At 45.6% G+C, this 26542-nt stretch carries 25 protein-coding genes and 1 tRNA gene; 11 read left to right on the top strand and 15 right to left on the bottom strand.

Annotated features, from left to right (window positions below):
* Both RT143_RS09995 and RT143_RS09990 read right to left on the bottom strand, forming a co-directional pair.
* On the bottom strand, positions 1-762 hold a 762-nt coding region (locus tag RT143_RS09995; RefSeq protein WP_313092817.1), incomplete at its 3' end, for a beta-ketoacyl synthase N-terminal-like domain-containing protein.
* Positions 763-1018: 256 nt separating this feature from the next.
* Positions 1019-2248 carry an anhydro-N-acetylmuramic acid kinase gene (locus RT143_RS09990; RefSeq protein WP_313092818.1) on the bottom strand — a complete coding sequence of 410 codons (1230 nt, stop codon included), beginning with the start codon at positions 2246-2248 and terminating at the stop codon, positions 1019-1021.
* A 225-nt stretch (positions 2249-2473) separates the two neighbouring features.
* Here RT143_RS09990 and tyrS point away from each other — a divergent pair, with 225 nt between their 5' ends.
* The 6 genes from tyrS (at position 2474) to RT143_RS09960 (ending at position 5961) form a co-directional block, all read left to right on the top strand.
* Positions 2474-3694: a tyrosine--tRNA ligase gene (gene tyrS, locus RT143_RS09985; RefSeq protein ID WP_313092816.1), complete on the top strand. Its 1221-nt coding sequence runs from the start codon at positions 2474-2476 to the stop codon at positions 3692-3694.
* 83 nt (positions 3695-3777) lie between these two features.
* The gene (locus RT143_RS09980) at positions 3778-4050 is read left to right on the top strand and encodes a type II toxin-antitoxin system RelB/DinJ family antitoxin (protein ID WP_313092815.1); all 273 of its coding nucleotides are present in this window, start codon (positions 3778-3780) and stop codon (positions 4048-4050) included.
* Entirely contained in the window at positions 4028-4357 is a 330-nt protein-coding gene (locus RT143_RS09975; RefSeq protein WP_144918572.1) for a type II toxin-antitoxin system YafQ family toxin, read from the top strand. Before RT143_RS09980 ends, RT143_RS09975 begins: the two co-directional genes overlap by 23 nt.
* 14 nt (positions 4358-4371) lie before the next feature.
* Positions 4372-5343 carry a D-2-hydroxyacid dehydrogenase gene (locus RT143_RS09970; protein WP_313092814.1) on the top strand — a complete coding sequence of 324 codons (972 nt, stop codon included), beginning with the start codon at positions 4372-4374 and terminating at the stop codon, positions 5341-5343.
* A 2-nt stretch (positions 5344-5345) separates the two neighbouring features.
* A complete protein-coding gene (locus tag RT143_RS09965) occupies positions 5346-5744 on the top strand; it encodes an FKBP-type peptidyl-prolyl cis-trans isomerase (RefSeq protein ID WP_313092812.1) in 399 nt (132 codons plus the stop codon).
* Positions 5740-5961: a DUF1653 domain-containing protein gene (locus RT143_RS09960; protein ID WP_065253982.1), complete on the top strand. Its 222-nt coding sequence runs from the start codon at positions 5740-5742 to the stop codon at positions 5959-5961. The genes RT143_RS09965 and RT143_RS09960 overlap by 5 nt, the downstream gene beginning before the upstream one ends.
* Positions 5962-6069: 108 nt before the next feature.
* Here the strand turns inward: RT143_RS09960 and RT143_RS09955 are convergent.
* Positions 6070-6145, bottom strand: a tRNA-Phe gene (locus RT143_RS09955).
* A 122-nt stretch (positions 6146-6267) separates the two neighbouring features.
* The gene (locus tag RT143_RS09950) at positions 6268-6666 is read right to left on the bottom strand and encodes a hypothetical protein (protein WP_313092810.1); all 399 of its coding nucleotides are present in this window, start codon (positions 6664-6666) and stop codon (positions 6268-6270) included.
* A 205-nt stretch (positions 6667-6871) separates the two neighbouring features.
* Here RT143_RS09950 and RT143_RS09945 point away from each other — a divergent pair, with 205 nt between their 5' ends.
* From RT143_RS09945 to RT143_RS09935, 3 genes are all read left to right on the top strand, one after another.
* Entirely contained in the window at positions 6872-7336 is a 465-nt protein-coding gene (locus tag RT143_RS09945) for a type IV secretion protein Rhs (protein ID WP_313092809.1), read from the top strand.
* Positions 7337-7527: 191 nt separating this feature from the next.
* A complete protein-coding gene (locus RT143_RS09940) occupies positions 7528-9204 on the top strand; it encodes a phosphoethanolamine transferase (protein ID WP_313092808.1) in 1677 nt (558 codons plus the stop codon).
* Positions 9205-9308: 104 nt separating this feature from the next.
* Entirely contained in the window at positions 9309-10070 is a 762-nt protein-coding gene (locus RT143_RS09935; protein WP_313092806.1) for a PAP2 family lipid A phosphatase, read from the top strand.
* Between the two features lie 80 nt (positions 10071-10150).
* On the opposite strand, the gene lolB is transcribed toward RT143_RS09935, so the two are convergent.
* Both lolB and RT143_RS09925 read right to left on the bottom strand, forming a co-directional pair.
* A complete protein-coding gene (gene lolB / locus RT143_RS09930) occupies positions 10151-10831 on the bottom strand; it encodes a lipoprotein insertase outer membrane protein LolB (protein WP_313092805.1) in 681 nt (226 codons plus the stop codon).
* Between the two features lie 237 nt (positions 10832-11068).
* The gene (locus RT143_RS09925; RefSeq protein ID WP_313092804.1) at positions 11069-12976 is read right to left on the bottom strand and encodes a tetratricopeptide repeat protein; all 1908 of its coding nucleotides are present in this window, start codon (positions 12974-12976) and stop codon (positions 11069-11071) included.
* A 545-nt stretch (positions 12977-13521) separates the two neighbouring features.
* On the opposite strand from RT143_RS09925, the gene hemA reads away from it, so the two are divergent.
* Together hemA and glnD are read left to right on the top strand one after the other, a co-directional pair.
* Positions 13522-14880, top strand: a complete 1359-nt coding sequence (hemA, locus tag RT143_RS09920) for a glutamyl-tRNA reductase (protein WP_313092803.1) — start codon at positions 13522-13524, stop codon at positions 14878-14880.
* 157 nt (positions 14881-15037) lie between these two features.
* Positions 15038-17716 carry a [protein-PII] uridylyltransferase gene (gene glnD, locus RT143_RS09915; protein ID WP_313092802.1) on the top strand — a complete coding sequence of 893 codons (2679 nt, stop codon included), beginning with the start codon at positions 15038-15040 and terminating at the stop codon, positions 17714-17716.
* An 85-nt stretch (positions 17717-17801) separates the two neighbouring features.
* On the opposite strand, the gene RT143_RS09910 is transcribed toward glnD, so the two are convergent.
* From RT143_RS09910 to RT143_RS09870, 9 genes are all read right to left on the bottom strand, one after another.
* Positions 17802-19034 (bottom strand): sugar transporter, encoded by a 1233-nt coding sequence (locus tag RT143_RS09910; RefSeq protein ID WP_313092801.1) that lies wholly within the window; start codon positions 19032-19034, stop codon positions 17802-17804.
* A gap of 178 nt (positions 19035-19212) precedes the next feature.
* Entirely contained in the window at positions 19213-19722 is a 510-nt protein-coding gene (gene yjgA, locus RT143_RS09905; RefSeq protein ID WP_007116564.1) for a ribosome biogenesis factor YjgA, read from the bottom strand.
* 51 nt (positions 19723-19773) lie between these two features.
* A complete protein-coding gene (gene rapZ / locus RT143_RS09900; RefSeq protein WP_313092799.1) occupies positions 19774-20649 on the bottom strand; it encodes an RNase adapter RapZ in 876 nt (291 codons plus the stop codon).
* 2 nt (positions 20650-20651) lie between these two features.
* Positions 20652-21620 (bottom strand): pantoate--beta-alanine ligase, encoded by a 969-nt coding sequence (gene panC, locus RT143_RS09895; protein ID WP_313092797.1) that lies wholly within the window; start codon positions 21618-21620, stop codon positions 20652-20654.
* 19 nt (positions 21621-21639) lie between these two features.
* Entirely contained in the window at positions 21640-22521 is an 882-nt protein-coding gene (gene panB, locus RT143_RS09890; RefSeq protein ID WP_313092796.1) for a 3-methyl-2-oxobutanoate hydroxymethyltransferase, read from the bottom strand.
* Positions 22522-22727: 206 nt separating this feature from the next.
* Positions 22728-23222, bottom strand: a complete 495-nt coding sequence (gene folK / locus RT143_RS09885; RefSeq protein ID WP_313092795.1) for a 2-amino-4-hydroxy-6-hydroxymethyldihydropteridine diphosphokinase — start codon at positions 23220-23222, stop codon at positions 22728-22730.
* Entirely contained in the window at positions 23219-25465 is a 2247-nt protein-coding gene (pcnB, locus tag RT143_RS09880) for a polynucleotide adenylyltransferase PcnB (protein ID WP_313092794.1), read from the bottom strand. Before pcnB ends, folK begins: the two co-directional genes overlap by 4 nt.
* Positions 25466-25701: 236 nt before the next feature.
* Positions 25702-26025 carry a ComEA family DNA-binding protein gene (locus RT143_RS09875; protein ID WP_313092792.1) on the bottom strand — a complete coding sequence of 108 codons (324 nt, stop codon included), beginning with the start codon at positions 26023-26025 and terminating at the stop codon, positions 25702-25704.
* A 202-nt stretch (positions 26026-26227) separates the two neighbouring features.
* The coding region (locus RT143_RS09870) for a hypothetical protein (RefSeq protein WP_313092791.1) at positions 26228-26542 on the bottom strand (315 nt) is incomplete at its 5' end.

Raw genomic sequence — 26542 nt, 5'->3', positions numbered from 1 at the left:
CAGCACAAAACCATCACGGTCTTTGTCAAATGGACGACTGGCTTTGGTGGGTGCATCGTTGCGCGTTGATAACGCTTGCATTGCTGAGAAGCCACCGATACCGAGCTGGCTTGAGGCTTTTTCACAGCCGCCCGCTACAATCACATCGGCATCGCCATACGCAATCAACCTTGCAGCCAAGCCAATCGCATGAGTTGCAGTAGTACAAGCGGTAGAAGTGGCAAGATTTAACCCTTTAATCCCATGACGAATCGCCACTTGCCCAGCTGCCATATTCACAATGGCTGAGGGCACAAAAAACGGCGAGATTTTACGCGGACCTTCGCTATTAAGTTTTACCGCTGTATCTTCAATGGTGGTGATACCGCCAATCCCTGAGCCAATAATCACGCCGATACGGTCGGGGTCAACCTGCTGTACAGGCACGGCTTGCAACTCACTGATAAAGCCTGCTTGCTTCAAGGCTTGCGCTGCTGCGGCAACGCCATATTGCACAAAGGTGTCATACCGCCGCGCGTCTTTGGCATTCATGTACAAGCCGATATCAAACCCATCCACTGTGCCGGCGATTTGTGCACGGTAGTCAGTGGCGTCAAAATGGCTAATCGCTTTGATACCGCTTTCGCCATTAATGAGCCGTTGCCAAGTGCTCTCTACATCGAGTCCTAGCGGGGTAATGGCTCCCATGCCTGTGATGACAATACGTTCATGGTCGGGGCGTTCGTCGTAGCGGGGCTTTTTTGGGCTAATTTTTGTGGTCATTTTATGCTCGAATTTTTGAATAATATTTTTTGAATAAAATTTTATGAAAGTTTAGCAAAAATAGTGTACGAGTGTAAACACAATAACTTTAACGTCTTTAGGTTGATTGTATATATCTTTAGCTCATTGAACAACATTAGCCCTCACCCAAAGATGACCGAAGCCCAGCATAAAGGCTATAAGTTAAGGGCTATGATTTAAGCGCTATAAGTAAGTGCTATCAATGTCATTGTCGACGTAAAAAATACACACGGTGTTAAAAACACACCTGTCCCAATACCACTTTTTTATTTGCCCCTGTGACACTAGGCAAGTTACTCGGTACGTTCAAAATCGTCTGCTGAGCCAGCCATGCAAACGCTACGGCTTCGACCCACAACGGCGGCAACCCAATTTTGTCGGTAGTTTGTATGCTCCAAGTGGCTAAATTATCTTGTAAACGGCTCATTAAATAGGCATTTAACGCCCCACCACCACAGACAAACAACTCGCCTTGCGCACCATCAGTGACGGACACAATGGCATCGCTGACGGATTTAGCGGTAAGCTCCACCAATGTCGCTTGCACATCGGCAGGTGAATACGCCAAATTGGGGAATTGCTGACCTAATTGTTCTAGCATAGCGTCAAGCCAGGCTAAATTAAACTCCTCTCGCCCAGTGCTTTTTGGGAACGGCTTGGCAAAAAATGGGTGAGTCAAAAGCAAACTTAATAACGGCTCAAGCACTTGCCCCGATTTCCCCCAATCGCCATTGTGATCATAGGCTTGTTGGGTATGACGCTGACACCAACCATCAATGAGCAAATTTGCCACCCCTGTATCAAATCCAATCACATTATCGCTGCCATCAAGTACCGTGATATTGGCGATGCCGCCTAAGTTTAAAATCACTTTTGGCATAACTTTATCGGCATGATAAGGCGGTGTAGCAAACATGGCTTGGTGAAACGCAGGCACGAGTGGTGCGCCTTGCCCACCCACTGCCATATCACGGCGCCGAAAATCGCTCACCACCGCAATAGCAGTGCGCTCAGCAAGTACATTCGGGTCAAGCAGTTGCAAGCTAAATGACCACTGTGGGCGATGACGCACGGTTTGCCCATGACAACCAATCGCGGTTACTTCATCAGGGGTGACCTGCGCTTTCTCGAGCAATTGATTGACCAAATTTGCGGCAAACTCAGCATAAAACACGCTCGCCCAACCAAATACATCAAGTTCACTCTCGAACGCCAAATTATCATCAGCGATGAGTTGTGCCACCCCGTTTGGTTGGGTGAGCGCTAACAACACGGCGCGTAAATCAGCGGGAAACGGCTCGCTCACCGTCACCAAAATCTCGACAGGCTCATCATTGTCTTCATCAATCTCATAAAACTGGCACAGCACCGCATCGAGTCCGTCAAGGCTGGTGCCACCCATCATGCCAATCACATACGGCGAGTCGGCAAGCGGGTTTTCTTTGGTGCTCATCATATCATCCATGATGTCGGTAAAATGGCTAAAAAATCCTTCATCAAAAGGCAGGTTAGCAGGTAGTCCAGTCGGCAACGTTTGGCTCATAATTATTCTCGTTAGGGCTGTCAAAGTAGAGAGTGCCTTGATTATAGCATACTAAAAGCCTGCCTTATTTTATCTACAAATTTGCTATAATGGCTAAACTTCACTTTTTTTTCAGCCGTTTTAACCCGCGCTTTTTTCGAGGTAAGCATGACCGATTCTACTCATAGATTTTTAGCAGCAGAAGAACAACTCAAACTCATCCAACGTGGTACGCACGAAATTATTTCGCAAGACGATTTAATTAAAAAACTTAAAGAAAACCGCCCACTGCGAGTCAAAGCAGGGTTTGACCCGACCGCCCCCGATTTGCACTTGGGTCATACGGTTTTAATCAATAAACTCAAGCATTTTCAGGATTTGGGACACCAAGTGTTGTTTTTGATTGGTGATTATACCGCGCGCATTGGTGACCCAACGGGTAAAAACACCACTCGTCCGCCATTGTCTGAAGAAAAAATCCTGGAGAATGCCCAAACTTATAAAGAGCAAGTATTTAAAATCCTTGACCCCGCCAAAACCCAAGTGATGTTTAACTCCGACTGGTTTAGCAAAATGTCGGCAGGCGACATGATTGGTTTGGCAAGTCAGCAAACCGTGTCGCGTATGCTCGAGCGCGATGACTTCTCAAAACGCTATCACAGTCAAACGCCGATTTCGATTCATGAATTTTTGTACCCACTGGTGCAAGGTTATGACTCAGTCGCCATGCAAGCCGATGTTGAGCTAGGTGGTACTGACCAAACCTTTAACCTACTCATGGGTCGTACCTTGCAATCTCGCTACGGTCAAGTGCCACAAGTGTGTATCACCGTGCCGATTTTGGAAGGTTTAGACGGCGTACAAAAAATGAGTAAATCGCTTGGCAATTACATCGGTATTTACGACAGCGCAGGCTCAATGTACCAAAAAATCTTGTCCATGCCAGACACTTTGATTGCGCGTTATTTCGAGCTACTTAGCTTTAAACCCATGGATGAAGTCGAAGCCTTGCTAAAGGACATCGAAAACGGGCGCAATCCGCAAGAAGTCAAACGTATTTTGGCGCTAGAGCTGATTGAGCGCTTCCATGACAAAGAAGCCGCCGAAAACGCTCACAAATCAGCGGGCAATCGCTTGGTAGATGGTGAGTTGCCCTTGGATTTGCCAGAGGTGACGATTAGCCTTGATGGTCAAGCGCAGTTGTTTATCACGCAAGTGTTAAACCAAGCCAATTTGGTGAAAAACTCGGCGCAAGCCAAAGACTTTTTGAAAAACCAATCGGTGAAAGTGGATGGGCAGGTCGTGGATGCAGGATTTGCCCTCACGGCAGGACAAACGGTGGTGATTCAAGCAGGCAAAAAAGCGTATGCCAAAGTGACGATTTCCTAAAGTCTATTGCTTAACCAATGGTTTTATTTTAAAATGTAGTGACAATATCACTACATTTTTGCTTTTTATAGAGGTCAATAGCTATGACACAATCAACTATGTATCAATTTCGACTTGATGCCAATGAAAAGCGCCAAGCCTTTGAAGTGTTTGACGAACTGGGTATTAAGCCTGCGCAAGCGATTCGTCTATTTTTACGTCAAGTTACGGCAACAAAGTCTATTCCGTTTGACGTCGCAATTCCTAACGCCACCACGCAACGAGCGATGCAAGACGTTGAAGCCATGATTGCAGACAAGCAAGCCCGATTTAGCAGTAACAAGGAATTGTTTGATGCCCTCGAAAAAACCGATTAATTCAAAACGCACGAATTTACCAAGAGCCTCAGATTTTACCAAAGATTTTTTGAATGATTGGCAAAGGCTAGTTAAAACAGGGCGTTATGACATGGTCAGGCTCAAAGAAGTCATGCTGTTATTAATTGCCAATAATGAGCCGTTAGGGGCAGAGTGGAAAGACCATGAACTAAAAGGAAATTGGGCAGGATTTCGAGAGTTACATGTGGGTGGCGATTTTTTATTAATCTACAAAATTCAAACCATCACAAAATTTGAGACCGTTTATTTTACTCGTGTAGGAACACATAGCGAACTATTTGAATAAAAAGGGATTTAAAAATGAAAGCCATCTTCCTCGACCGAGCCACCTTTTCCGCTGATTTAGCATTAACACCCCCACATGGACTGAGCGATTATCAAGTGTATGCGCAAACGCCCAATGACCCCAAAATCATCATTGAGCGTTGCCAAGACGCGGATATTGTTATCACCAATAAAGTTGAGCTTACCGCCGAAATTATCGCGCAACTCCCAAAACTCAAACTCATCCAACTGACCGCCACAGGGATGAACAACGTCGATAAAGACGCTTGTGACAAACACGGCATTACTGTTAAAAACGTCGCAGGTTATGCGGTCAAAAGCGTCCCCGAACATACCTTTATGCTGATACTCTCAGCCATGCGAGCGGCTCGCCATTATCATCATGAAGTGGTCAAGGGTGACTGGCAAAAAGATGGTCGCTTTTGTCTGCTCGACACGCCACTCATTGACCTTGAAGGCAAAACGCTGGGCATTATTGGCTATGGCACAATTGGCAAACGGGTTAGGGAAATTGCCAAAGTCTTTGGTATGACAGTATTGATAGCCGAACACCAAAACAAACCGCCAAGAAATAGCGACTATAGCGCTTTTGATGATGTCCTCGCTCAGTCTGATGTCATTACCCTGCATTGTCCATTGACGGAGCAAACGCAGCATTTAGTGAATGCCGATAGCATTGCCAAGATGACAAAAAAACCGTTGATTATCAATGTTGCGCGCGGTGGCGTGGTCGATAGTCAGGCGGTGGCTGATGCCGTTACACAAGGTAAATTATTAGGTTATGGGGCAGATGTGTTTGAAGATGAGCCGATTAAAGACAACGACCCATTACTCACACTTAAAGACCACCCAAGAGTGATTTTTACCCCGCATAATGCGTGGGGCAGCGTCAATGCCCAGCTTAACCTATGGGATATATTGTGTCAGCAAGTACAAGAGTTTACCCAACTATCCCATAAGGGAAATAACGAAAATAACGGAAAATAAATATGACAAGTAAACTGCAATTCCAAGACCTAATTATTGGCACAGGTAAAACTGCCGAGCGTGGGGCACTGATTACAGCGCATTACACGGGCTATCTGCCAGATGGCACGGTGTTTGACTCATCGCATCACCGCGGGCAACCGTTTGAAACCGTGATTGGCACAGGGCGTGTGATTAAAGGTTGGGACGTGGGTGTCTTAGGTGGCGAATACGCGCAAAAAATCGGCTATCAAGCCCAAGTTGAAGACCCTGCCAATCTCATAGCCATGCAAGTTGGTGGCAAGCGCAAACTCATCGTGCCAAGTCACTTGGCGTATGGTGAGCGCCAAATCGGTAAAATCCCACCAAATTCAGACTTAACCTTTGAAATTGAATTATTGGATGTCAAAACTCGTGATTGAGATTAAATTGGGTATTTATCAGCACTACAAAGGCAATTTGTATCAAGTGTTACACCTTGCCAAGCATAGCGAGAGTGAAGAAGAACTGATTGTCTATCGTGCCCTTTATGGCGATTATGGGGTGTGGGTGCGGCCGCTTGCGATGTTTGCCGAAACGGTAGAAGTCAATGGCGAAGCTGTGCCAAGATTTAAGCTGATAAAACCGCTAGACAGTTAAGTTTGGCGGTAATTGATAGGGGTCAATGATATAAAAATAACCGACAACAAAAAACCCCAAACTAATAAGTTTGGGGTTAATCGATTTATACCTAAGACAAATAAATAATGGTGGCGTGGGGCAGGATCGAACTGCCGACACACGGATTTTCAATCCGTTGCTCTACCGACTGAGCTACCGCGCCATGTTTGTCAGCATCAGTATTTGAGCGGCTATTAAACTAAAAATCGCCAAAGGTGTCAAGCACTATTTCAAAATTTTTGCAAAAAGTTGCTAGTAACTGGCAAAATCCTAAGTTATATCAAGTTATATCAACTCGTACATGGCTAAAATACGATGAATTGCGCCGCAGCCCGGTACAAACTTGGTATTGCCTTTTTTACGCTCAATGTCGGTGACTTGTTTGACAAATTTGGGTGCAAGACCGCGCCCGCGATTGGCAGGATGTAGTACGATGTACTGTAGCAAGCGGCTAGAATCGATGCCTTCATTGAAGCAGCCAATCGCGGCAATCGGTTTTTCATTAAACATCCCCAAATACAGGATATCACCTTTGGCAAAAGCCTTTTCAAAAAACGCCACAGCTTCACGACCTGTCGCAAACTCAGGCGAGCTGTCGTACAATTTTTCCACCCGCAATTTAAGTTCAGGATCGTCAATGCTGTTGTGTTCAAAGTTATTGATGGCAACGGATTCTAATGGCATAAAGCCCTCCTTTTTAATTAGCTCACGTTTTAATTAGCGCATGTTGATTTAGTATAAAATAGTAACTAGGATACCAACAAACTTGTAATTGTTATCCAGTATTTTTTGCTAAAAATAAAAGCTTGCAAGGCGTTGGCAAGGCCTTGGCAAGCCGTGATGGCTTTTTTGGCTTAACCAAATCTTGGACAAACTCTGTGAAATGATAATGTGTTTTTCAAAACAACCTGCTCGATGCCGTCCACTAACGGCGGGCGAAAAAGCCATTGCCGCCAGCGTCTTTGGTGATACATTACAGCTTGATAGTATACGCCTAAAAACTGCATGGTGGGTGCTCAAAGGCTATGCGGTCAGTCCCAATGGTCATGTGTATTTTCATCCCGCAGATTTTTGTGATGATTTTAGTCAGCAAAATGTCTATCTGCGCGCGTGGCTGGTGCATGAATTGACCCATGTTTGGCAAATCCAACAAGGCATTAAGGTGTTTCGCCGCGCCTTGTTCAATCGGCGCTATAGCTACGAGCTGCAAGCCAATAAGCCATTTGGTCGTTATGGTATAGAGCAGCAAGCGCGTATGGTGGAAGATTATTATCGAAAACGTGAGCTCAAACAGGATTATGAGCCATTACTCGCCTTTATTCCGTTTGCCAGTTTACAGCCTGCCACCGCCTAGCGGTATCAACTCTCTGTGTCGCTGTCACCACCCAATGTTTGTAGCGATTGCGGTGGTTTTTTTAGCATAATTGCTTGATAAATGCGTGTCTTAAGTTTCAGTTAAGCTAAATCTGTATGATAGCCTCATCCTAAATTTGGTTATTATATAATGGCTATTTTTTGGTGCATTTGGATAAGGTGAGTAATCGTATGTCAGTGAATAACTCTCGATGGGTAGCATGGCGTCAGCAAGATATTAATACTAAAAGTGTCAATGCTCAAGGTGTTAGTACTCAAGGTATCAATGCTTATGTGATGATGGGTATTGTCGCGCTATTTTTGACCCTGACCGCAAACGTTACTTTCTTTGATAAAGCCACTGAAGTCTATCCGTTTACCCAGCATATTGGGTTTATAGGCTCATTGCCGCTGGTGCTATGCGGTGTGATGCTACTGGTTATTGTGCTGCTTAGTTATCGTTACACCCTTAAAGCAGTATTGATTTTTTTGCTATTGACCGCGGCAGTCACGGCATATTTTACCGATACCTATGGCACTGTCTATGATGTCAATATGCTACAAAATGCGCTACAAACCGATAAAGCAGAAAGCGCCGATTTGTTTAATGTCAATTTTATCTTACGCATTTTATTGCTTGGGGTATTGCCTAGTGTATGGGTGGCGTGGCAAAAGGTCACATTTCCCCCCCTCAAGCGCAGTCTATTGCAGCGCGGCTTGACGTATTTGGTCAGCCTCGGCTTGGTGGTGTTGCCGATTTTGGCGATGAGTAAAAATTACGCCAGTTTTTTCCGTGAACATAAACAGCTACGAAGCTATACCAATCCTGCAACCCCTGTATATGCACTGGGTAAACTTGCCAGTATACAGCTCAAACAAGCACAGGCACCCAAAACACAAATTATGCATGCAACCGATGCGGTGCAGGTGAGCAACCCCACCACCCGTAAGCCAAAACTGGTGGTATTTGTAGTCGGGGAAACCGCGCGCGGCGACCATGTGCAGCTAAATGGCTATAACCGAACCACCTTCCCGCAGATGGCAGCGACGGCTGGGGTAACTAATTTTAACCAAGTCATCGCCTGTGGTACCTCAACCGCTTATTCGGTGCCTTGTATGTTTAGTTATGTCGGTATGAAAGACTACGATGTGGATACCGCCAACTACCAAGAAAACGTACTTGATACTTTACATCGCCTAAAGGTTAATATCTTGTGGCGTGATAACAACTCAAGCTCAAAAGGCGTCACTAATCGTTTGCCCGCGGCGGATTTTGTCGATTATAAAACCGCGCGCAACAATACGATGTGTAATACCAACCCCTATGGCGAGTGCCGCGATGTGGGTATGCTAGTAGGCTTAGATGACTACATCAAACAGCAAGCTAATCAAGATACCCTAATTGTGCTGCACCAAATGGGTAATCACGGACCTGCGTATTTTAAACGATATGATAAGCAATTTGAAAAATTCACCCCAGTCTGCCAAAGCAATGAACTTGCCAAATGCGACCCACAAAGCGTGATTAATGCCTTTGACAATGCGCTACTTGCCACGGATGACTTTTTGGCAAAAACGGTGAACTGGTTAGACAAATACGACAGCACCCACCAAGTAGCGATGCTGTATGTCAGTGACCACGGTGAAAGTCTGGGCGAAAACGGCATCTATTTACATGGTATGCCTTATAAAATCGCGCCTAAAGCGCAAAAACACGTCGCATCGATGTTTTGGGCAGGTAAGCACTCAGGCATTCAAGCAGTGCCATCTAATACTGAACTCACCCATGATGCCATTACCCCAACCTTGTTAAAACTGTTTGATGTGCGTGCGCAAACCGTACAAGGCAAACCATTATTTATCAAGTAAAGTTATCCAGTAAAGCCATTTGGGTAATTAGAGCCATTTAAGTAATGTTAGACATAAAAATTGCGTCCAACTCCAGCGACGGCAAGATAGATGGTTCAAAATAGATGAGTATACAGATCGCTAAATTAAAAAATTTTGCCAGTAGGCAGACCGTGCTCGGACTGGTGCTGGCGATTATCTTTACGCTAACGCTGGAGCACAGTGCTATCGATGTAGCCATCAGTCAGTATTTTTATTCCCCCACAGATGGCTGGCTGCTTGCCAAAGAATCACTACTCCCTAACTTAATTTTTTATACCCTTCCCAAAAGATTATTAATTGCGTTTGAAGTCTATATGGCAATTGCATGGCTACAACGCTACTTATTACAACGCCGCCCATCAAGTCACTGGCTTGCCAAACAACAGGCATGGTTTAAGCCTTTTAGCCCCCTATCACTGACTGAAATGGGCTATCTATTCGTCGTGATGGTGTTGGTACCTTTGATTATCGCATCGCTTAAAGGCGTGACGCATGTGGTGTGTCCCAATCACTTGCAAATTTTTGGCGGTGAATATCCTTATCTCACGATACTAGAAGACATCCAAGCCGGCACCCGCTCAAAATGCTTCCCTGCGGCGCATGCCAGTGCTGGGTTTGCCCTGTATGCTTGGGCGTTTATCCCAAGTTTTTGGCACAAGCGCTGGCAAATCGCAGCGATGGTGACGGGGATAGCTTGGCTAATGGGTGGGTATAAAATGTTGATAGGTGACCATTTTTTCAGTCATACCCTGGTATCTATGAGCCTGGCGTGGGGGATTTGCGCGGCAGTGGCATGGGCTTGGTGTCAATTTTATGCTAAAAATACGTCCGCAAATAATTCATAATGCTAACAGTTCATCGTATAAAAGCATAAAGGTATAAAAAAGCGTTGAGGAACACCCCACGCTTTTTTTGGGTGTCATGACTAGCTTAACCGATTGATGGTCATTACCACTTTATAGCCACCCGGATGACTGGCGGTTAAACGAGAAGGCAGTTTATCGTTACTGTTGCTATAGCTAAAGGTGGCTGTCCAATCGCCATTTTGGGCACTCACTAGGCGATTAGTGCTGTCCTTTTTACCATTGGAATCACTGGGTGCTGGCTGACCTTGAATCCAGTAAGGCAGTTGTGAGATGGGCGCTTGCCAACCGGTTGCACGTAATAGCAGTTCTTCAGGGGTAGCGGCATTGATGGTGCCTTTTTCGTTGGTTAACGTCGCAGATTGACCATTGTAGCTGATTTTGGTTTGACCCGCATTCATCGCACCGGCAATCTCAATGGCAAAGTTTTGTCCTTGCTGTGTCCAAATATAAAACGCACTGCCTGCCTGCTGCGGCGTGGTCATGCCAATTTTACCATTGATGGTAAATTGCGCGCTTGAAAGCGTACTTGCAGCCGCTTGCTCAGTAGATGTGGTCGATGGCGTCGTGGCAGTTTGGGTATTGATTCCAGTGGTTGTCATCCCTGTGGCGACAGGCTTGGCTGGGATTGGCTTAGTTGTTGCCTGTACTGACTGACAGCCTGTTAGCAGCATGCTACTGATGCCCAAACAGGCAATACTTAACCCCGTGATTTTGCTTTTGACCGCTGGTAATAAATGCATAATATCCTCAAATGTTAATCAAATTTGTTAATCAAGTTTTCATCAAATGTTAACTGGCTGTGCTCAAGTATGATGGTTTAAAAAACTGATGGGTAAACTATAAATAGCCATTGTTAAGCCTGTTTTGCTTAACTGCTCAAATTGGTGAAAAAGCGGTTATTATTTATCTGTTGTTTATCTGGCTTACAACCGTCATTACTTGCTAGTCGTCACGCTCAGGGACGATTTTAGGCAGCGCTATTGCAGATTTTTGGGTTGATAACCGAGTTCATGGACCAAGATTTGGTTGATGCGAGCCGCTTCTTTTTGGTTGCCCAAATTTAAGTAGGCTTGTTGCAGCAGCAGGCCGCTAATCACATCGGGTACGATATCAAAATTATCTGATAACAGACTAATGACGGTGGCGTTATTAGCCTGATGCAGCGCTTGTTGCGACAGTATTTGACGCGCCCTTAAACCGACTTCTTTATCATTAATTAATGCCGTCAGTAGGGCGGTCACTTCTTCATTATTTTGTTTTAAATTGACCAAGGTTTGCGCATATTCGAGTTGATAATCCACGTTTGTGGGTGCAAGGCGAATCAACTCTTTTAACAGTCGCAGTTTACTGGCGTCATCATCATCGGGCAGTAACAACACCTTGGCAAATAAGATATCGGTATTATTGGGTAAACTGGTTTGCGCGCTATTAAGCAAGGCTAACGCTTGCGCGGTTTGGTTGTTTTTTTGCAAAATATTGGCTTGCATGATGTAGCTTTGCGGCGCAAAACTGTCAAATTGCTCCCGTAATTTGATGCTACTGGCAATCGCTTCATCAAAACGACTTTGCGAGATTAATAAATCAATCTGTTGCTGTCTGGCTTTGAGCACCAAGTCAGGTTGCATCACTTTGCCATAGTAGCCAATCGCATCATTGAGTAGGTTCTGGCGTTCGGCACTGACAGCCAAATAATAATTGGCTTGGTCCTTAAAGTTGGGGCTGGCAATCAATGCTTTGAGCAAGCGATCTGCTGCGGCGTATTTTTTTAAATCAATACCCACCAAAGCAGCCAGTAGTTTGATTTCTTCATCTGCCAAAAACTGCTGATTAGCACGGGCATTGAGCTGTTGCCATACTTGCGTGCTTTTGCCTTGCTTTAGCATATAGCGAATTTGATAGACAAATAGCGCTTTATTGTCAGGCACGGTTTTACGCGCCTGCGCAATAAACGCAATCACTTGATGACTAGGCGATAAGGCTTGTAAGATATCTGCTTTTAAAATCAAAAAAGCTGGGCTTTTTGGGTTGGTTTTAAGCGCCCGATTAATCGCCACTAACGCGGCTTTGGGCTGTTGAAACTGTAGCAGCAGACCTGCTTTCATGACCAGTAGTGAAGGGTTGTTTTTGATGTCTAATCGATTGAGCGTAGCAAGCAATTCAGCTTGGTCACGGGTTTCCGTGGGATAAATCCCAATCAAAATCTGACTTAAATCAGCGTCAGGATCGTACTGCAAAATTTGATTGAGCTTTTCGCCGGCTAATTCATACTCGTGCGCTTTGAGTGCCAAATGGGTCACATAAAAAATCGCCGGGACATGGTCAGGATTTTGCTGTTGCCACGCATTGGCAAAAGCGAGCGACAACTGTGGCGGTTCATTTTGTAAAGATAAACCCAGTGCGCGTTCAAATACGGGGGCAGCATCCGCCAAAAAAGACTGCTGCTTATAGGTCGCTAACGCCTGATCGATACGACCGCGATCTGCGGCAAACTCTGCCATCAAAATCGCATACAGGCTTGGCTGGGTGCTGACCACAGCACTCGGCTGACTAAGAGAATGATTAAGAGACTCACTAGTGGATGCAAAATTTGCCCCGGCACTAAAAACCGCTGGGCTAAACAATAAACTTGCCAACGTGACCGTAGTCGCTACTACATTTTTGCCTAAAGCGGTAAAAGGTTTAAATACATCAAGCGGCTTTAAATTAGCCTTCAGATTCGGCTTTAGATTGACAAAAAGTTGCTGCGGTGTGGATAAATGCATCGGTAAATAAATCGATAAACAATAAGGCTTGACATATTTCGACGCAAAAAAGCGTGGATTGAGGGGACAACCACGCATAGCACAACAAGCCGATGAAATAACCGCTGGAAACAATTTTAGCATTTAGCTCGCTTGGACAGTAACGTACCTAAAAATTACAGTCAGTGTTACAGTTAATGACAAGTAAGATGTAACAAAATGTTCATGAGAAACTTAAATTATACGGCTACGATGCGCTCAACTATGTAGAATTATGGTTAAATCGTATGGGTAAATAGCAACCAAATAAGCGGATGTGGCAGAGTTAAGTAAAAAATTATGATGATAGCTCGAATGGCTATTCAAAATGCAAGGCATGCTAGATATGGTAATGCTTTAAATTGTAATGCTTTAAAGCGTGGCTAAAGAATTTTCCTGAATCAAAAAAGCAGGATGTTTTTCATTTGTTATTAGCAATGGTATAATAATCCACTTTTCTAATTTACTTTTATTAAGTGGCTATTATTAAGTTGCTTTAGGTTTCTTGATATTGCCACTTTTCCCCCTGTGTTATCAAGCATGACAAACGTCGATAGGCTGGTATGGGCTGGATGTCGCTTAGCTAGCACACTTAGGTTCACAAAAAACAGCTTTGATAAACGCGGTCATTTTTAAGGTCATTACGTTATATGCAGCTTCTGGTTATTGGGTTAAATCATAAAACAGCACCAGTTGCCATGCGTGAGCAATTGGCGTTTGCTGCTGAAGATTTGCCGATTGCCTTAGATTCGCTCAAAGCGATCACCCAAGGCGCGGTGATTTTATCGACCTGCAACCGCACTGAAATCTATGCCCTAGCCCCTGAAGGACAGACCCTTACTAGTACGATGTCACAAGTGATTGAATGGCTAGCGGCTTTTAAAAACACGCCCATGCAAAAAATCGCGCCACACCTGTATCAATATCAAAATAACCATGCACTGCTACATTGGGTGCGGGTAGCGTCTGGGCTAGACTCGATGATTTTGGGCGAGCCGCAGATTTTGGGACAAATCAAACAGGCGGTGCGCCAATCCCGTGCCAAAGAAGGTATCTCGAGTAAGCTTAGCTGGGTGATTCAGCAAGTATTTGCCGCCGCCAAACAAGTGCGTAACGAAACGCGGGTAGGCTCACAAGCGGTATCGTTAGGCTTTGCTGCTGCCAAATTGGTGACCCAAATTTTTCAAAAACCTAGCAACAACACTTTGCTGGTGGTCGCGGCAGGTGAGATGAATCGGCTAGTTGCGACCAATATCGCAGGTTTAGGTGTCGGCAAAGTCATCATCTGTAATCGTAGTCCTGAGCGTGCCGCGCTGCTTGCCTCTGAGCTTGAAACGATTGTGCCGCACATTGAGATTACCCCGCTTGATCAATTACCCAATGTGTTGCCGCAAGCGGATATTGTAACCAGCTGTAGCGGTAGCTTATATACCTTGATTGATAAAACCATGGTGAAACAGGCGTTAAAACAGCGCCGTCATCAGCCCATGTTAATGATTGATTTAGCAGTCCCTCGCGATATTGACCCTACCGTCAGTGAGCTAGATGACGTGTATTTATACTCAATCGATGACTTACAACATGTGATTGCAGGCAACCTTGAACAGCGTCGCCAAGCGGCCGTAGAAGCAGAATTATTGGTGAGCCAAATCGTGGTGGCGATTGAGCGCAAATACTTGGTGCGCCAAGTGGGTCAGGATATTCAGCAATACCGTGAGCAAGCCAAACACCATGCGGATATGATTTTAAGCCAATCCTTACAGCAGCTTGCCGATGGTCATGCAGCCGAAGCCGTGTTAACCGAACTGACCCGTAAACTCACCCAAACGTTAACCCATGCACCCTCTAAGCTATTGCGGGAAACGGCTAGCGAACAGCCTGTAGAAACTGTCAATTTTGTGGCACAACAGCTGACCCATGCCTTTCGCAAAGACAAATGCCCGTATCTCACCCATAACAACACCCTGCTTGATGACGAGCCAGCGTCACCGTCTTTTGACAATCAATAATTAACAAGCAATAATTTTCCTGTCGCTGAGCTTTTGAGCCCAAGTTTTTAAGCCCAAGTTTTCGCTACAAGCAGTGGCTAGCTTTTTTGCATCAAATTTGTAATACTGAAAATTGATCTGCTAACTCTGATAACAATGGCGTCGATTAGGATTTGCTATGTTTACTTGCCCACCGATACTACCGTATTTTACCCCACTGCCTGCGCTTAGCCTGCAAGGCGAAGCCAATCTTGGCATACCCGCTTGGTTAGCAGCAGTGGAAGCGGACTTGGATAAGGCGTTGGCATCTGGCACACCGATTCGCCAAGTCGTCATGGGGCGCTGCTGTGCGATTGATAGCATGATGGCAGCCTTATTTGAGTTGTATGAACTCGATCAAACCGATTTGACGCTGTTTGCCACAGGAGGGTATGGTCGTGGGGAGTTGCACCCGTTTTCAGATGTGGATTTATTGCTGTTAAGTCCAAACCCGATTGATGAGGCCTTGAACCAAAAAATTTCGCCATTCGTCGCCAAGCTCTGGGATATTGGGATTGATCCTGCTTTGGTGGTGCGCTCTGTTGAAGAGTGCGATGAGGCTTGTCACGATGATATCACGGTCGCAACAAGTCTGTTAGAAGCACGAATTTTGGCGGGCAATGTTGCCCAAGCTGGGTTGCCGATGCAGTTACTCAATAAAAACTGGTCACAAACCAAGTTTTATGAGGCTAAAATGGCAGAAGCCAAAGAGCGCTATCTTAAACATAATTCGACGGAGTATAACCTAGAGCCCGACCTGAAAAACGCACCTGGGGGCTTGCGAGATATTCATACCGTCGGCTGGATTAGTAAGCGCTATTTTCGCGTGACAAACTTGTTTGGACTGGTGCAGCAAGAGTTTATTACCGAAAAAGAATTTGATGAGCTGCAAGAAGCGGAAGATTTTTTGTGGTTGATTCGCCATCATCTGCACAAAATTGCCAAACGCAATGAAAACCGTGTTTTATTTGACTATCAGCGCCTGATTGCTGAGCGCATCGGTTACTGTGACAATTCGCATCCCAATGCCGCAGTCGAGCAGTTTATGCGCGATTACTACCGTTATGCCATGTCAAACTCAACATTGTCTGAAATGCTCACCCAGCATTATTATGAAACGTTGATTGAAGCGCGTCTACCCGATGAACAGCGCCCGGTGCGAAAGGTGATTAATGAGCGCTTCAAACTGGTCGGTGATCGCATTGCGGTGACGCATACGCGGGTGTTTGCCCAACATCCGACCGCGATTTTAGAAATGTTTTTGTTGATGGGTCAGCAAAATATTCGCCATATTCGTACCCGCACGCTACGGATTTTGAAAATCGCCGCGCGGGGCATTGATGAGCATTTTCGCAATGATCCCGCCAACAAAGCCATGTTTATGGACAATATCAAAGAGCAAAATCTGCTATTTTGGCGACTGCGAGTCATGAAGCGTTATGGTGTGCTAGGTAGCTATTTGCCTGCTTTTGGTCAAATTACTGGGTTGATGCAATATGACTTGTTCCACCGTTATACGGTGGATGCCCATATTTTGATGTTGATACGTATGTTGCACCGCTTTACCGATGACACTTATGTTGATACCTATCCGCTTGTCAGTGGTATCTACCGCCGTATTGACCGTAAAGAGATGTTGGTGTTGGCAGCGATTTTTCATGATATTGCCAAAGGTCGGGGCGGTGACCACAGTGAGCTTGGCGAGCAAGATGCCATCAAGTTTTGCTTGTCACATGGCTTGAGCCAAGCCGATGCTGAACTTGTCGGCTGGTTGGTGTCTCAGCATTTATTGATGTCGATGACCGCGCAGAAAAAAGACATCTCTGACCCCGAAGTTGTCGCAGAATTTGCTGATAAAGTCGGTAATGTGACTTATTTGAATTATTTGTATGTGCTCACCGTTGCCGATATGAATGCCACCAACCCACAGCTTTGGAACAGTTGGCGCGCAACCTTGATGCGTCAACTATATACCCAAACCCGCCGTATCCTGCGAGCTGATATCGATGCGCCGATGAACCGCCAAGACATGATTGCCAGTAACAAGCAAAGTGCCCGTGATTTGCTAGCGGGTGATAATGGCTTGGCTGACATTGAAAGCCTGTGGGATGGGCTAGGGGAAGAGTATTTTTTGCGTGAAGTCCCAAGCGATATTGTTTGGCATTCCAAAGCCATCATGGCGCATGATGAGGCACAAAAACAACGCACAGAGAGCGAGCAACCTGAGCCGCTGATTATTTTGCGTGAACATCGCGAGTTGGCACTCGATGCCGTGCAAGTGTTTATCTATACCCATGACCAATCCAATTTATTTGCGGTGACCATGACGGTGTTTGACCAAATGGATTTGGACGTACTCGATGCGCGCGTCATCACCGCCTCGCGAGATTTTGCCCTAGATTCTTACGTACTGCTTGACCGACATGGCACGCTGCTCACCGATACCGAGCGCCAAACTGAGCTCGTTGAGCGTCTAAAACAAGCCTTTATTAGTCCAACGTTGCCTGAGGTGGCGCAGCGACGCATGCCTAGACAGCTCAAGCATTTTCATGTACCCACCAAAGTGTCTTTTAATTTTAACCCGCAATCCAATCAGCATATGATGATTTTGGAAACCCTTGACCAGCCAGCCTTGCTTGCGCGTGTGGGGCAGGTGTTTTTGGCGCATGATATTGAAGTGCATTTTGCCCGCATTACCACATTGGGTGAGCGCGCCGAAGATATGTTCTTTATCACTGACCATGAAGACAAACCGCTATCGGCTGAGCGACTCGAAAAACTCAAACAGGCATTGGTAGAAACGCTGAATATCAGTTAACTTGTCAGTGGAAAAGTTCGATGGCAAGCAAACCCAATCGTAAGTCTAAGCGCAAGCCCAATTACAAGTAAGCTACTGGGTTTGATTACTTTTGGGTACGCGCCAAATACACCATTAAACAAACCATGGCAATGAGCGCGATACCTGCCCCCACATAACCCACCATCGCCAGTCCTAGGCTTGCAATCACCAGTCCACCGACGAACGCGCCGCCGCCGATACCGATGTTATAAATTCCTGAAAAAATTGACATCGCTACATCAGTGGCATTGGGCGCAAGCTGCAATACGCGTAGCTGAAAAGCAAGACTAATCGCCGTAATTGCCCAGCCCCATAGCATCGCTAGGGCAAGCCACAAGATTGGCACATGGGGCAGCCAAGCAGATGCCAGTAACGAAAACAGCAGCGTTGCCATCGCGCTAATCAAAAACGCCCGTGGAAAACGGTCATAAAAGTGCCCAAATAGCCAGCTCGCTAGCAAACCTGCCACCCCAAAACTCAGCAAAATAACCGTGGCAAATTGCTGACTAAACTGACTAATCGTCAGCATATAAGGCTCAATATAACTGTATGCCGTAAAGTGTGCCGTCACACATAGCACAGTGAGTGTATAGACAGTGAGCAAGGGGATATTATTAAAAATACTGGGCAAACTTGCCGCTGAGCCGACATCTTTGCTCGGCAATTTTGGCAAAATCCACCACACCATAATCATTGCCAAGAGCGCAGCCACGCCAATCGTGCCAAACGTCATCCGCCACCCAAGCCACTGCCCAATCATCCGACCTAATGGCAACCCAAGCACCGTCGCCAGCGCGCTACCCATCGACAATAGCCCCAAGGCTTTGGTTTGACGATCTTTGGGCGCCACACGCACCACAAGGCTTGCGGTAATTGACCAAAACACCGCATGCGCTAGCGCAATCAAAGCCCGCCCAATTAACAGCATGGCAAAACTTTGCGCCATCACCGATACCGCATGCCCCCCGATAAAGATAACAAATAACCCTATCAATAGCTTACGCCGTTCGATACGGGCAGTAGCAAGCATGGCAGGGAGCGACAAAATAGCCACAATCCAAGCATAGATGGTTATCATATGTCCCACCGTTTCTACCGGCATAGAAAAGCTATGACCAATGTCAGACAGCAGCGCAATCGGCACAAATTCGGTGGTATTAAAAATAAATGCCGAAATCGCCATGACAATCACGCGCCATTGGCGAATTTGGTTGGGATAGTTGGGATTGGACTGGGTATGTTGGCGTAACTGGTGAAAATAACTCATTGCGGGCAGGATGGCTAAGGCTGATGGCATACCTTAGCGGCTCACTCTATAAAATAAAAGCAATTTTACGTTATTTTATGATGAAAATAGTTTTGCTAGTAAAAAATCGACTCATAGGCTAGCGCGCCAACCTCAACTCACCAAAAAAGCGGTGCCAATGGCCTCGCTACATAGGGATAAGTGGTTAGAAAACTGGCAATCAGTCCGACTATTTACCTTTGGACAAAATCGCCACTTGGCGGATATAAGTGTGTAAATCAGCCACACTCTCATTCATCAATTCATCATCTTGGGTGTATTCGGCGTAGGCAATCCAAATCAGTAACTGCTTGATGGTGTTGAATTCACTGTCAAAAAAAGTTTTGGTAAATTGTTTTAAGGTATTGTCATCTTGCAAATTTAGGCGCGTTTGCCAACTTTCAATTTTGGCTTGTTGCTCAGGGCTAAAGGTATGGCGAAATAAAAATTCGACAATCGCATGCGGTTCTTCTTCAGCCAGCAATTTGCCCAAACGCTTGATATGGCGTTTACGTGCTTCATGGCTGGTGATATCGGCAAGCTGCAGTAAGTCATCCAAAAAAAACTCACTGGCAGGCAGTGCCTTCATTTGTTTTTTTGACAAATTAGCAAGCGGCTCAGCCAGTCGCTGTAGGCGCTCATGGGCTTTTTTTAGTTCGGTACGGCTAACCGCCATATCCATTTCAGCAAAATTAATCATTTATCAATCTCAAAGTTATCAATCATAAGTACAAAGTTGATTCAGAACGTCCTACCAGCGGTTTTTTTCACGGTGTTTGATACGTACTACCATTTCTTTGGGTAGCGACTGGGCCAGTGACTCGCCCAACTTTTCTGCGATATATACAGAGCGGTGTTTGCCTCCAGTACAGCCGATAGCGATGGTCACGGTATGGCGATTGTTGTGCAAAAAAGGCGGTAACCATTTTTTAAAAAAACCGATAATATCATTCGCCATGTCATCTACTTCGCTGTAGTCATCAAAAAATGCTTTGACATCATCATCTAACCCTGTCTGGTTGCGCAGTTCAATCTTCCAATGGGGGTTTGGTAGGGTGCGCACATCAAAAATAAAATCGGCATCAATCGGTGCCCCATATTTAAACCCAAAGGATAAAATATTGACGGTTACCGCATTATTTACACCCAAATGATCGCGGATGACTTCTTTGAGTTGGTGGATATTAAGAAGGCTTGTGTCAATTTTGATATCAGCGCGAATAGCAATCGGCTCTAAGATATCGATTTCTTTTTTGATGGCATTGGGTAGATTGCCCGACACCGCCATTAACGGATGCAGACGGCGCGTGGCGTCAAACCGTGCCACCAAGACGCTTTCTTGGGCAGTCACATACAGTATTTTAATCGCCGGTTTGCTATAAGTCTCTATGAGCTTATGATAGACCTCGGCAAACCGCGATAAGTCCGCTTGTGGCGAGCGTACATCGATACCAATGGCGATTTTATAAATTTGGCTGTCATGTACAAGTTTATCAATGGCACTAGGGACTAGCGAGAGTGGCAAATTATCAATTGGATAATAGCCAAAGTCTTCCATAATATTGAGAACCGATGTCTTACCCGAGCCTGAACGTCCTGAAACAATGATAACTTGCAGCTTTGACATAGTTAATCCTTTACAGATGCGGTGGTAGGTTGTCGATTAAAATCGCTAGCCGATTGCTGACCCAATTGCTGATTCAATTCCGGACTAAATTCCTGATTTAACTCCCGACTAAACTCTAGGTTATCTAAAAGCCGTGTTTTCTTGCCCAAAAAAGCGGCGGTCAAAATTACCAAGTCTTTATCAGTGGGCTTCGGCGGTTGTAAGAAGCGATTTTTAACTTCCAAATAATCCACTTTAAAGTCTGAATCAGCCACCATCACGCGATTTAACTTATCAATTGCGCCGGCAATAATCTTGTCAAAATCGGCAAAATTGGCAGTTTTTAACTCATTGGCAAGCTGTTGCAAGCTTTTTTGCAAGGTGGGGGCAAGTTGACGTTCTACTTCGCTTAAGTATTGATTGCGAGACGATAATGCCAACCCGTCCTCAGCCCGTACAATATCTACCCCGACAATCTCAATGGGGAAATTTAGCTCAGCGACCAACTGGCGGATAATCGCAAGTTGTTGATAGTCTTTTTTGCCAAAAACAGCGATGTCAGGCTGAACGATATTAAACAGTTTGCTCACCACCAAGCCGACACCATCAAAGTGGGTGGGGCGAGTGTTGGCACACAAGATTTTGCTAATATCGCCTGACAGCACTTGCACGTTGTTAGGGTAGGTTGGGTACATTTCTTCCACGCTTGGGGCAAATACAAAATTTGCTCCTGCCTCCGTAAGTTTTGCCACATCAGCCTCTAGCGTGCGTGGGTAGGTATCAAAGTCTTCACCCACGCCAAATTGGGTTGGGTTAACAAACACACTGACCACTACGATATCGGCAAGTTCTTTGGCTTTTTTGACGAGGGTCACGTGACCGCTGTGCAAATTACCCATCGTGGGAACCAGCGCTATCTTTGGCGCAGCCGCTTGATGGCGTAAAGGTTTTAAGGTGTCACGTAATGCGCTGATGGTATGAAATACTTGCATTTTTTTGCCTTTATGATTACTAAAAACTATGGGCTGGCGTTGGGAACGTACGGTCTTTGACCGCTTTATGATAGGCTTTAAACGCCCCGGTGATATCTTTGGTTTCGTTATGCTCGTCGGTCAAAAAGTCTTTGACAAATTTGGCAGGTTTACGGGTATATACCCCAAGCATATCGTGCATGACCAGCACTTGACCATCACAATCCGCGCCCGCACCGATACCAATCACTGGCACGGGGAAAGTGTTACGCACTTTTTTGGCAAGCTCAGCAGGGACACATTCGAGCAGCAAAATGGCGGCGCCCGCTTCTACCACGGCTTGACAATCAGCCATGAGTTTTTCCGCTTGGGCATCGGTTTTGCCTTGTACTTTGTAGCCACCAAACACATTCACTGATTGCGGCGTCAAGCCTAGATGCACACAGGTCGGCACGCCGTTGTTGGCAAGCACTGACACGATTTTGGCAAGCTCGGCACCGCCTTCGATTTTGACCACATGCGCGCCTGCTTGCATCACCGCTTGGCTGGCATCGAGTGCGCGCTCAAGCGTGGCAACGCTCATAAAAGGTAAATCACATAAAATCAGTGCATGACTGTTGGCACGAGCCACGTTTTGGGTATGATATACCATGTCTGCGATTGTGACAGGCAAGGTTGAGGTTTGTCCTTGCACCACCATGCCCAAACTATCGCCAATCAAAATCGTATCAATCGCTGCAACTTGCATGGCTGCTGCAAAACTTGCGTCATAACATGTCAAACACGAGAACGTCTCGCCATTGGCTTTAAGTTTGTTTAAGGTGGACAAAGTCACAGGTAATTTAGGCTTGGTCGTCGCTGCGGCAGATGTTGACTCAGTTGTTGAATCAGGGTTAGATTCTAGGTTGCTAACGTAGCTCATGCGGTTTCCTTTAAAAAGCAAAGTTAAAAGAATCAAGGGTAAAAGAAGTAAAGCTAAAAGAAGCAAGGGCAAAAGAAACAGGCAAAAACAAGAAATAGGGAAAACAAAAAACGTTACTTTATCAATGGTTTAATTTTTTGCGATTTCAAATCCATAGCACCAATAATTTGTTAATTTTTACAAAAATCCATGTTAACTGATATGAGTTAAACTCCGGTTAATTTTTCCAAGCCCTGCCACTGTTGACTGGTCGGTAAATCTGCCAATTTCTGCTCATTTACCATGAGGGTTGCGTCAAGCTCTAGCATCGGAATTAGCACAAAATTACGCGCAAATAAACCCTCATGTGGCACGGTTAAACGCGCATTGTTGATTGTGTCATCGCCATACAACAGTACATCGACATCCAAACTACGCTCACCCCAGTGGCGCAAACGCGTGCGCTTGGCAGCGCTCTCCAAACTTTGGCAAAAATCCAACAAGGCTAAGGGCGCCAAATCGGTATCAGCTTTTACCACCGCATTAAAAAAATCGGGCTGGTCGGTGACCCCAAAGGCTTTGGATTGATACAGTGATGATGCTGTAACATTGGCAAAGTGCGGCGATGCGTAAAACGCCGCAATCGCATTGGCAATATGCTGCCTTGGCGTACCAAGCGCGTTTGCGATATTGCCACCCAAACCGATATAGCACGTAATCATGGCTGATGACCGTCGATTTTGACCGCGCGTTTGCGCGTGCGTTTTGGCGCTGCCGCTGCCTCGCTATCAGTCACCGCTTCTGCTGAGACTTTGCTATCAGTAACCGCTTTTTTACGCGTCCGTGGCGCTCGCTTTGGCTTTGGCTGTACCACGCCATTGTCAATCATTGATTCATTGGGTGCCAAATGCTTGGCCGTGTCAGTGCTAATGTTAGTGCCAATATTAATATCGGTATGAGTCACCGCCTGATTGTCAATGCTTTGTTTAATGGGTGTTGGGCTGACAGGTTCGCCACGCAAATCACTAGCAGATGTTGCGATATCCGCTTGCTGGCGTTGCTCCAAAATCGACCAAGTTGAGCTAGGGGTACGTCGCGCACGTTTGGCAGGTACACTGGCTGCCGATAAATAGGCTTTGTCGCGTTTGCGTGAGCGACCTAGGTTCGAATCGTTTGGGTGTGAATTATTTGGGTTCGAATTATTTGGGTGTGAACTATTTGGGCGTGCGTTTGTCTCAGTATAAGCTGATACCAAAGCAGAAACTGTCGGCTGATAAGGGTGGTCATCGTCTTTTTGCGCTGTGATTGGCGCTACGATAAGTGACTTAGCCGGTGCTGAGTTGGTGTGACTGGCAAGCGATAACTGCTGCAGTTGGGCTCTTTCAAGTTGCTGCTGCTGTGTTAGTTTGTGTGCTTTGGTAGATAGCGCCGTATCTTGTACCAGTTCATGCTCGATTTGGCTGTTTGCTGCAAACGGCAAACGGCGTCGTTCGCGGCGGCGCTTTCCATGACTAAAATCGCTACCCATGTCTGCCTCATTATCATGCACCGCATCGCTAGTTTGGTAAGCAACACTGTCGCCCTCAAAACTGGTCTGATTGACAATATTCGCAAAGCGCAAACGCACCGATTCAAGGTCGAACTCATCAATCGCTTGTTGCTGCTGCTTGGCACCTAGGGTTTGAAACCACGCCCACCAATGTCCCATGCCGTTGGTACTTTCATCATCCAACGTAATCGCTGCGCCATGTTGTTTGGCAAGCGCTTGGTTTTTGGCTTCCACTTGCTCACGCATCATCAAAAAGTCATAGCCAGCCCGAAAACGCGGATTTTCAAACAGCTTTTGCAGATTTTTTTTGCGCGGCTGGGCAAGTCTTGGCTGCATGAGCCAAATATCTTTAATAAACTGCTCGGCAAACTTGGGCATGGCCGTGTGCTGGCGCTGCTTGTCCAAGACTTTATTGGCGGCTTGGTTTTGCGCGTCGCTAAACGGTGTATTCTTTTTAAACTTATCCAATAAATACAGATAGTTTTCCCACAAAATAGTCGCATAAAAAAACGCAGGGTTAATGCTTTTACCACTACCTATGCGCCTATCGGTATTGATGGTGACTTGGTTGAGTAGCGGTGTCACGGTTGTCGGTGGGTAAAACAACAACTGGGAAAACGCACCATAATCAAATAGCAGTGGTAACATCGGCACCAAGTAGCCACCTGTAAACATTTTTTGCGTTTCATCGTACAAGCGGTGAGGGGATACTTGCGCCAATAATGCCCAGTTTTGCGCGTTGAATTGTTGGTTTAAGGCATTGTCAAAATCAAACTGCAATTTTGCTTTAAAACGCAGCGCTCGTAGCAGACGTACAGGGTCTTCTTCCACCCGTTTTTGGGTGTCGCCGAGCAGACGGATGGTGCGGTTTTCAATATCATTGAGACCCCCGCAAAAATCATAAACGATGTCGTCAAATGGCTGATAGTAGAGGGCATTGATACTAAAATCGCGGCGCACCACATCTTGATAGATATCACCCCACACATTGTCACGCATGATCATGCCGTCTTCGGTGAGATGATTGTTGTCCTTAGGTGGCGCGCGAAAGGTCGCAACTTCAATCATATCGCGACCCGAATACACATGACACAGCTGAAAACGCCGTCCGATGATACGGCAGCGTTTGCCAAATACTTCTTTGATTTGGTTTGGGGTGGCGTTGGTCACAGCATCAAAGTCTTTGGGCTTTAAGCCTAACAAGGCATCACGCACCCCACCACCGACGATGTAGGCTTCAAAACCCGCCTGCGTCAGTGTGCTAATTACTTCTTTGATGGAGTTGGGTAAATCAGCTTTGTTTAAGCCCAGTTTTTTGGCATCCCGGCGAGCCGACTGTCTATCTAAAACATAATCGGTTGCGGCATTGCCAGCAGCGGTTGCCGTGCTAGGTGATTTGCGAGTTTTTTTTGCCATGTATAGTAACCAAAATCCATGAAAACGGCAGAAATTTATTAGCGGTTAGTGTACCAAATTTCTGCCTAACTAGGGATATTAATTCACGGTTACAAGAAATCCAGTGAGCAAAAAATATTGTTTAATGATTGATTATCTGTAGGACGTTAGCGCTACAGTATGAGATGATTTGCTTGCTAGTACAGCGTGTATAAAATAAGAATAGGCTTGTGATGATTGCCAATGCTTTGCTATTACTATTGGGTGGTGATGCGGTGGCGATTTTTATCGACAGTCGCTTTGCCGATACCTTTGACGTTGGCTAGGTCATCCGCTGTGGCAAACGGCGCTATCATTTGCCGGTATAAAATAATTTGCTGGGCTTTTTTGGCGCCGATACCATCAAGCTGTGTAAGCTGTGCTTCGCTGGCTGTATTGATATTAATCACTTTGGGTGAATTGGCAAGGAGATTTGCAGAGGGTTTTGTGGTACCACCGTTATTCCCAGTCAAATTTGTCACTGCCAAAAAAGCCTGCTCGGGCGTCAAGGTTGGGGTACATACTTGCGCCTGTGCCGGCATTGCCCATATACTTAGAACTAAAATGGCAAAAATTGAGCCAACTAATAATCGAAAAATCATTGCTTTAACGGTCAAATCTCTTTTGACTCAGTATACCTTGCCAACACCTCTGGAACAATCAATCTTGGGCAATAAAAAAGCCAAAACCCAGTTAGGTTTCGGCTTTTACTATGCACTAAAGGCTTGTGGCGATAACGAGAAATTATCTTGGCTGACCTTTTGCATAATGGTGACCACGGTTTACTTTGACCTGTTTTTTGACATAATGTTTTTTCACCTGTTTTCTAACAGGTTTTTTGACAATTTTTTTGACAGGTTTATGGTGTAATTCATTCTTATGAACCACTTTTTTGTGAGTTACGTTATGGCTAAGTGCGTTATGGGCAGGTACAGGTGGTACAGCAAAAGCGGTTGTTGAAGCAAATACCAAGGCTAGGGCGGATGCAAATAGCGTTTTTTTCATAGGTTGTGTTGAACATTTAATATACAAAAGAACATAATGAGGAAATTTTGATAA

The sequence above is a fragment of the Moraxella sp. CTOTU48268 genome (assembly GCF_032069585.1).
GTDB classification, from domain to species: Bacteria; Pseudomonadota; Gammaproteobacteria; order Pseudomonadales; family Moraxellaceae; genus Faucicola; species Faucicola cinerea.
The sequence above is the reverse complement of the archived record's forward strand: the minus strand, read 5'-3'. Positions and strand labels throughout refer to the sequence as shown.

Coding starts and splice junctions, on each gene's coding strand:
- RT143_RS09990 (WP_313092818.1), bottom strand. CDS start 2,248: ATGGATGATATGATGAGCACCAAAGAAAACCCGCTTGCCGACTCGCCG.
- tyrS (WP_313092816.1), top strand. CDS start 2,474: ATGACCGATTCTACTCATAGATTTTTAGCAGCAGAAGAACAACTCAAA.
- RT143_RS09980 (WP_313092815.1), top strand. CDS start 3,778: ATGACACAATCAACTATGTATCAATTTCGACTTGATGCCAATGAAAAG.
- RT143_RS09975 (WP_144918572.1), top strand. CDS start 4,028: ATGCCCTCGAAAAAACCGATTAATTCAAAACGCACGAATTTACCAAGA.
- RT143_RS09970 (WP_313092814.1), top strand. CDS start 4,372: ATGAAAGCCATCTTCCTCGACCGAGCCACCTTTTCCGCTGATTTAGCA.
- RT143_RS09965 (WP_313092812.1), top strand. CDS start 5,346: ATGACAAGTAAACTGCAATTCCAAGACCTAATTATTGGCACAGGTAAA.
- RT143_RS09950 (WP_313092810.1), bottom strand. CDS start 6,666: ATGCCATTAGAATCCGTTGCCATCAATAACTTTGAACACAACAGCATT.
- RT143_RS09945 (WP_313092809.1), top strand. CDS start 6,872: ATGTGTTTTTCAAAACAACCTGCTCGATGCCGTCCACTAACGGCGGGC.
- RT143_RS09940 (WP_313092808.1), top strand. CDS start 7,528: ATGTCAGTGAATAACTCTCGATGGGTAGCATGGCGTCAGCAAGATATT.
- RT143_RS09935 (WP_313092806.1), top strand. CDS start 9,309: ATGAGTATACAGATCGCTAAATTAAAAAATTTTGCCAGTAGGCAGACC.
- lolB (WP_313092805.1), bottom strand. CDS start 10,831: ATGCATTTATTACCAGCGGTCAAAAGCAAAATCACGGGGTTAAGTATT.
- RT143_RS09925 (WP_313092804.1), bottom strand. CDS start 12,976: ATGCTAAAATTGTTTCCAGCGGTTATTTCATCGGCTTGTTGTGCTATG.
- hemA (WP_313092803.1), top strand. CDS start 13,522: ATGCAGCTTCTGGTTATTGGGTTAAATCATAAAACAGCACCAGTTGCC.
- glnD (WP_313092802.1), top strand. CDS start 15,038: ATGTTTACTTGCCCACCGATACTACCGTATTTTACCCCACTGCCTGCG.
- RT143_RS09910 (WP_313092801.1), bottom strand. CDS start 19,034: ATGCCATCAGCCTTAGCCATCCTGCCCGCAATGAGTTATTTTCACCAG.
- yjgA (WP_007116564.1), bottom strand. CDS start 19,722: ATGATTAATTTTGCTGAAATGGATATGGCGGTTAGCCGTACCGAACTA.
- rapZ (WP_313092799.1), bottom strand. CDS start 20,649: ATGTCAAAGCTGCAAGTTATCATTGTTTCAGGACGTTCAGGCTCGGGT.
- panC (WP_313092797.1), bottom strand. CDS start 21,620: ATGCAAGTATTTCATACCATCAGCGCATTACGTGACACCTTAAAACCT.
- panB (WP_313092796.1), bottom strand. CDS start 22,521: ATGAGCTACGTTAGCAACCTAGAATCTAACCCTGATTCAACAACTGAG.
- folK (WP_313092795.1), bottom strand. CDS start 23,222: ATGATTACGTGCTATATCGGTTTGGGTGGCAATATCGCAAACGCGCTT.
- pcnB (WP_313092794.1), bottom strand. CDS start 25,465: ATGGCAAAAAAAACTCGCAAATCACCTAGCACGGCAACCGCTGCTGGC.
- RT143_RS09875 (WP_313092792.1), bottom strand. CDS start 26,025: ATGCCGGCACAGGCGCAAGTATGTACCCCAACCTTGACGCCCGAGCAG.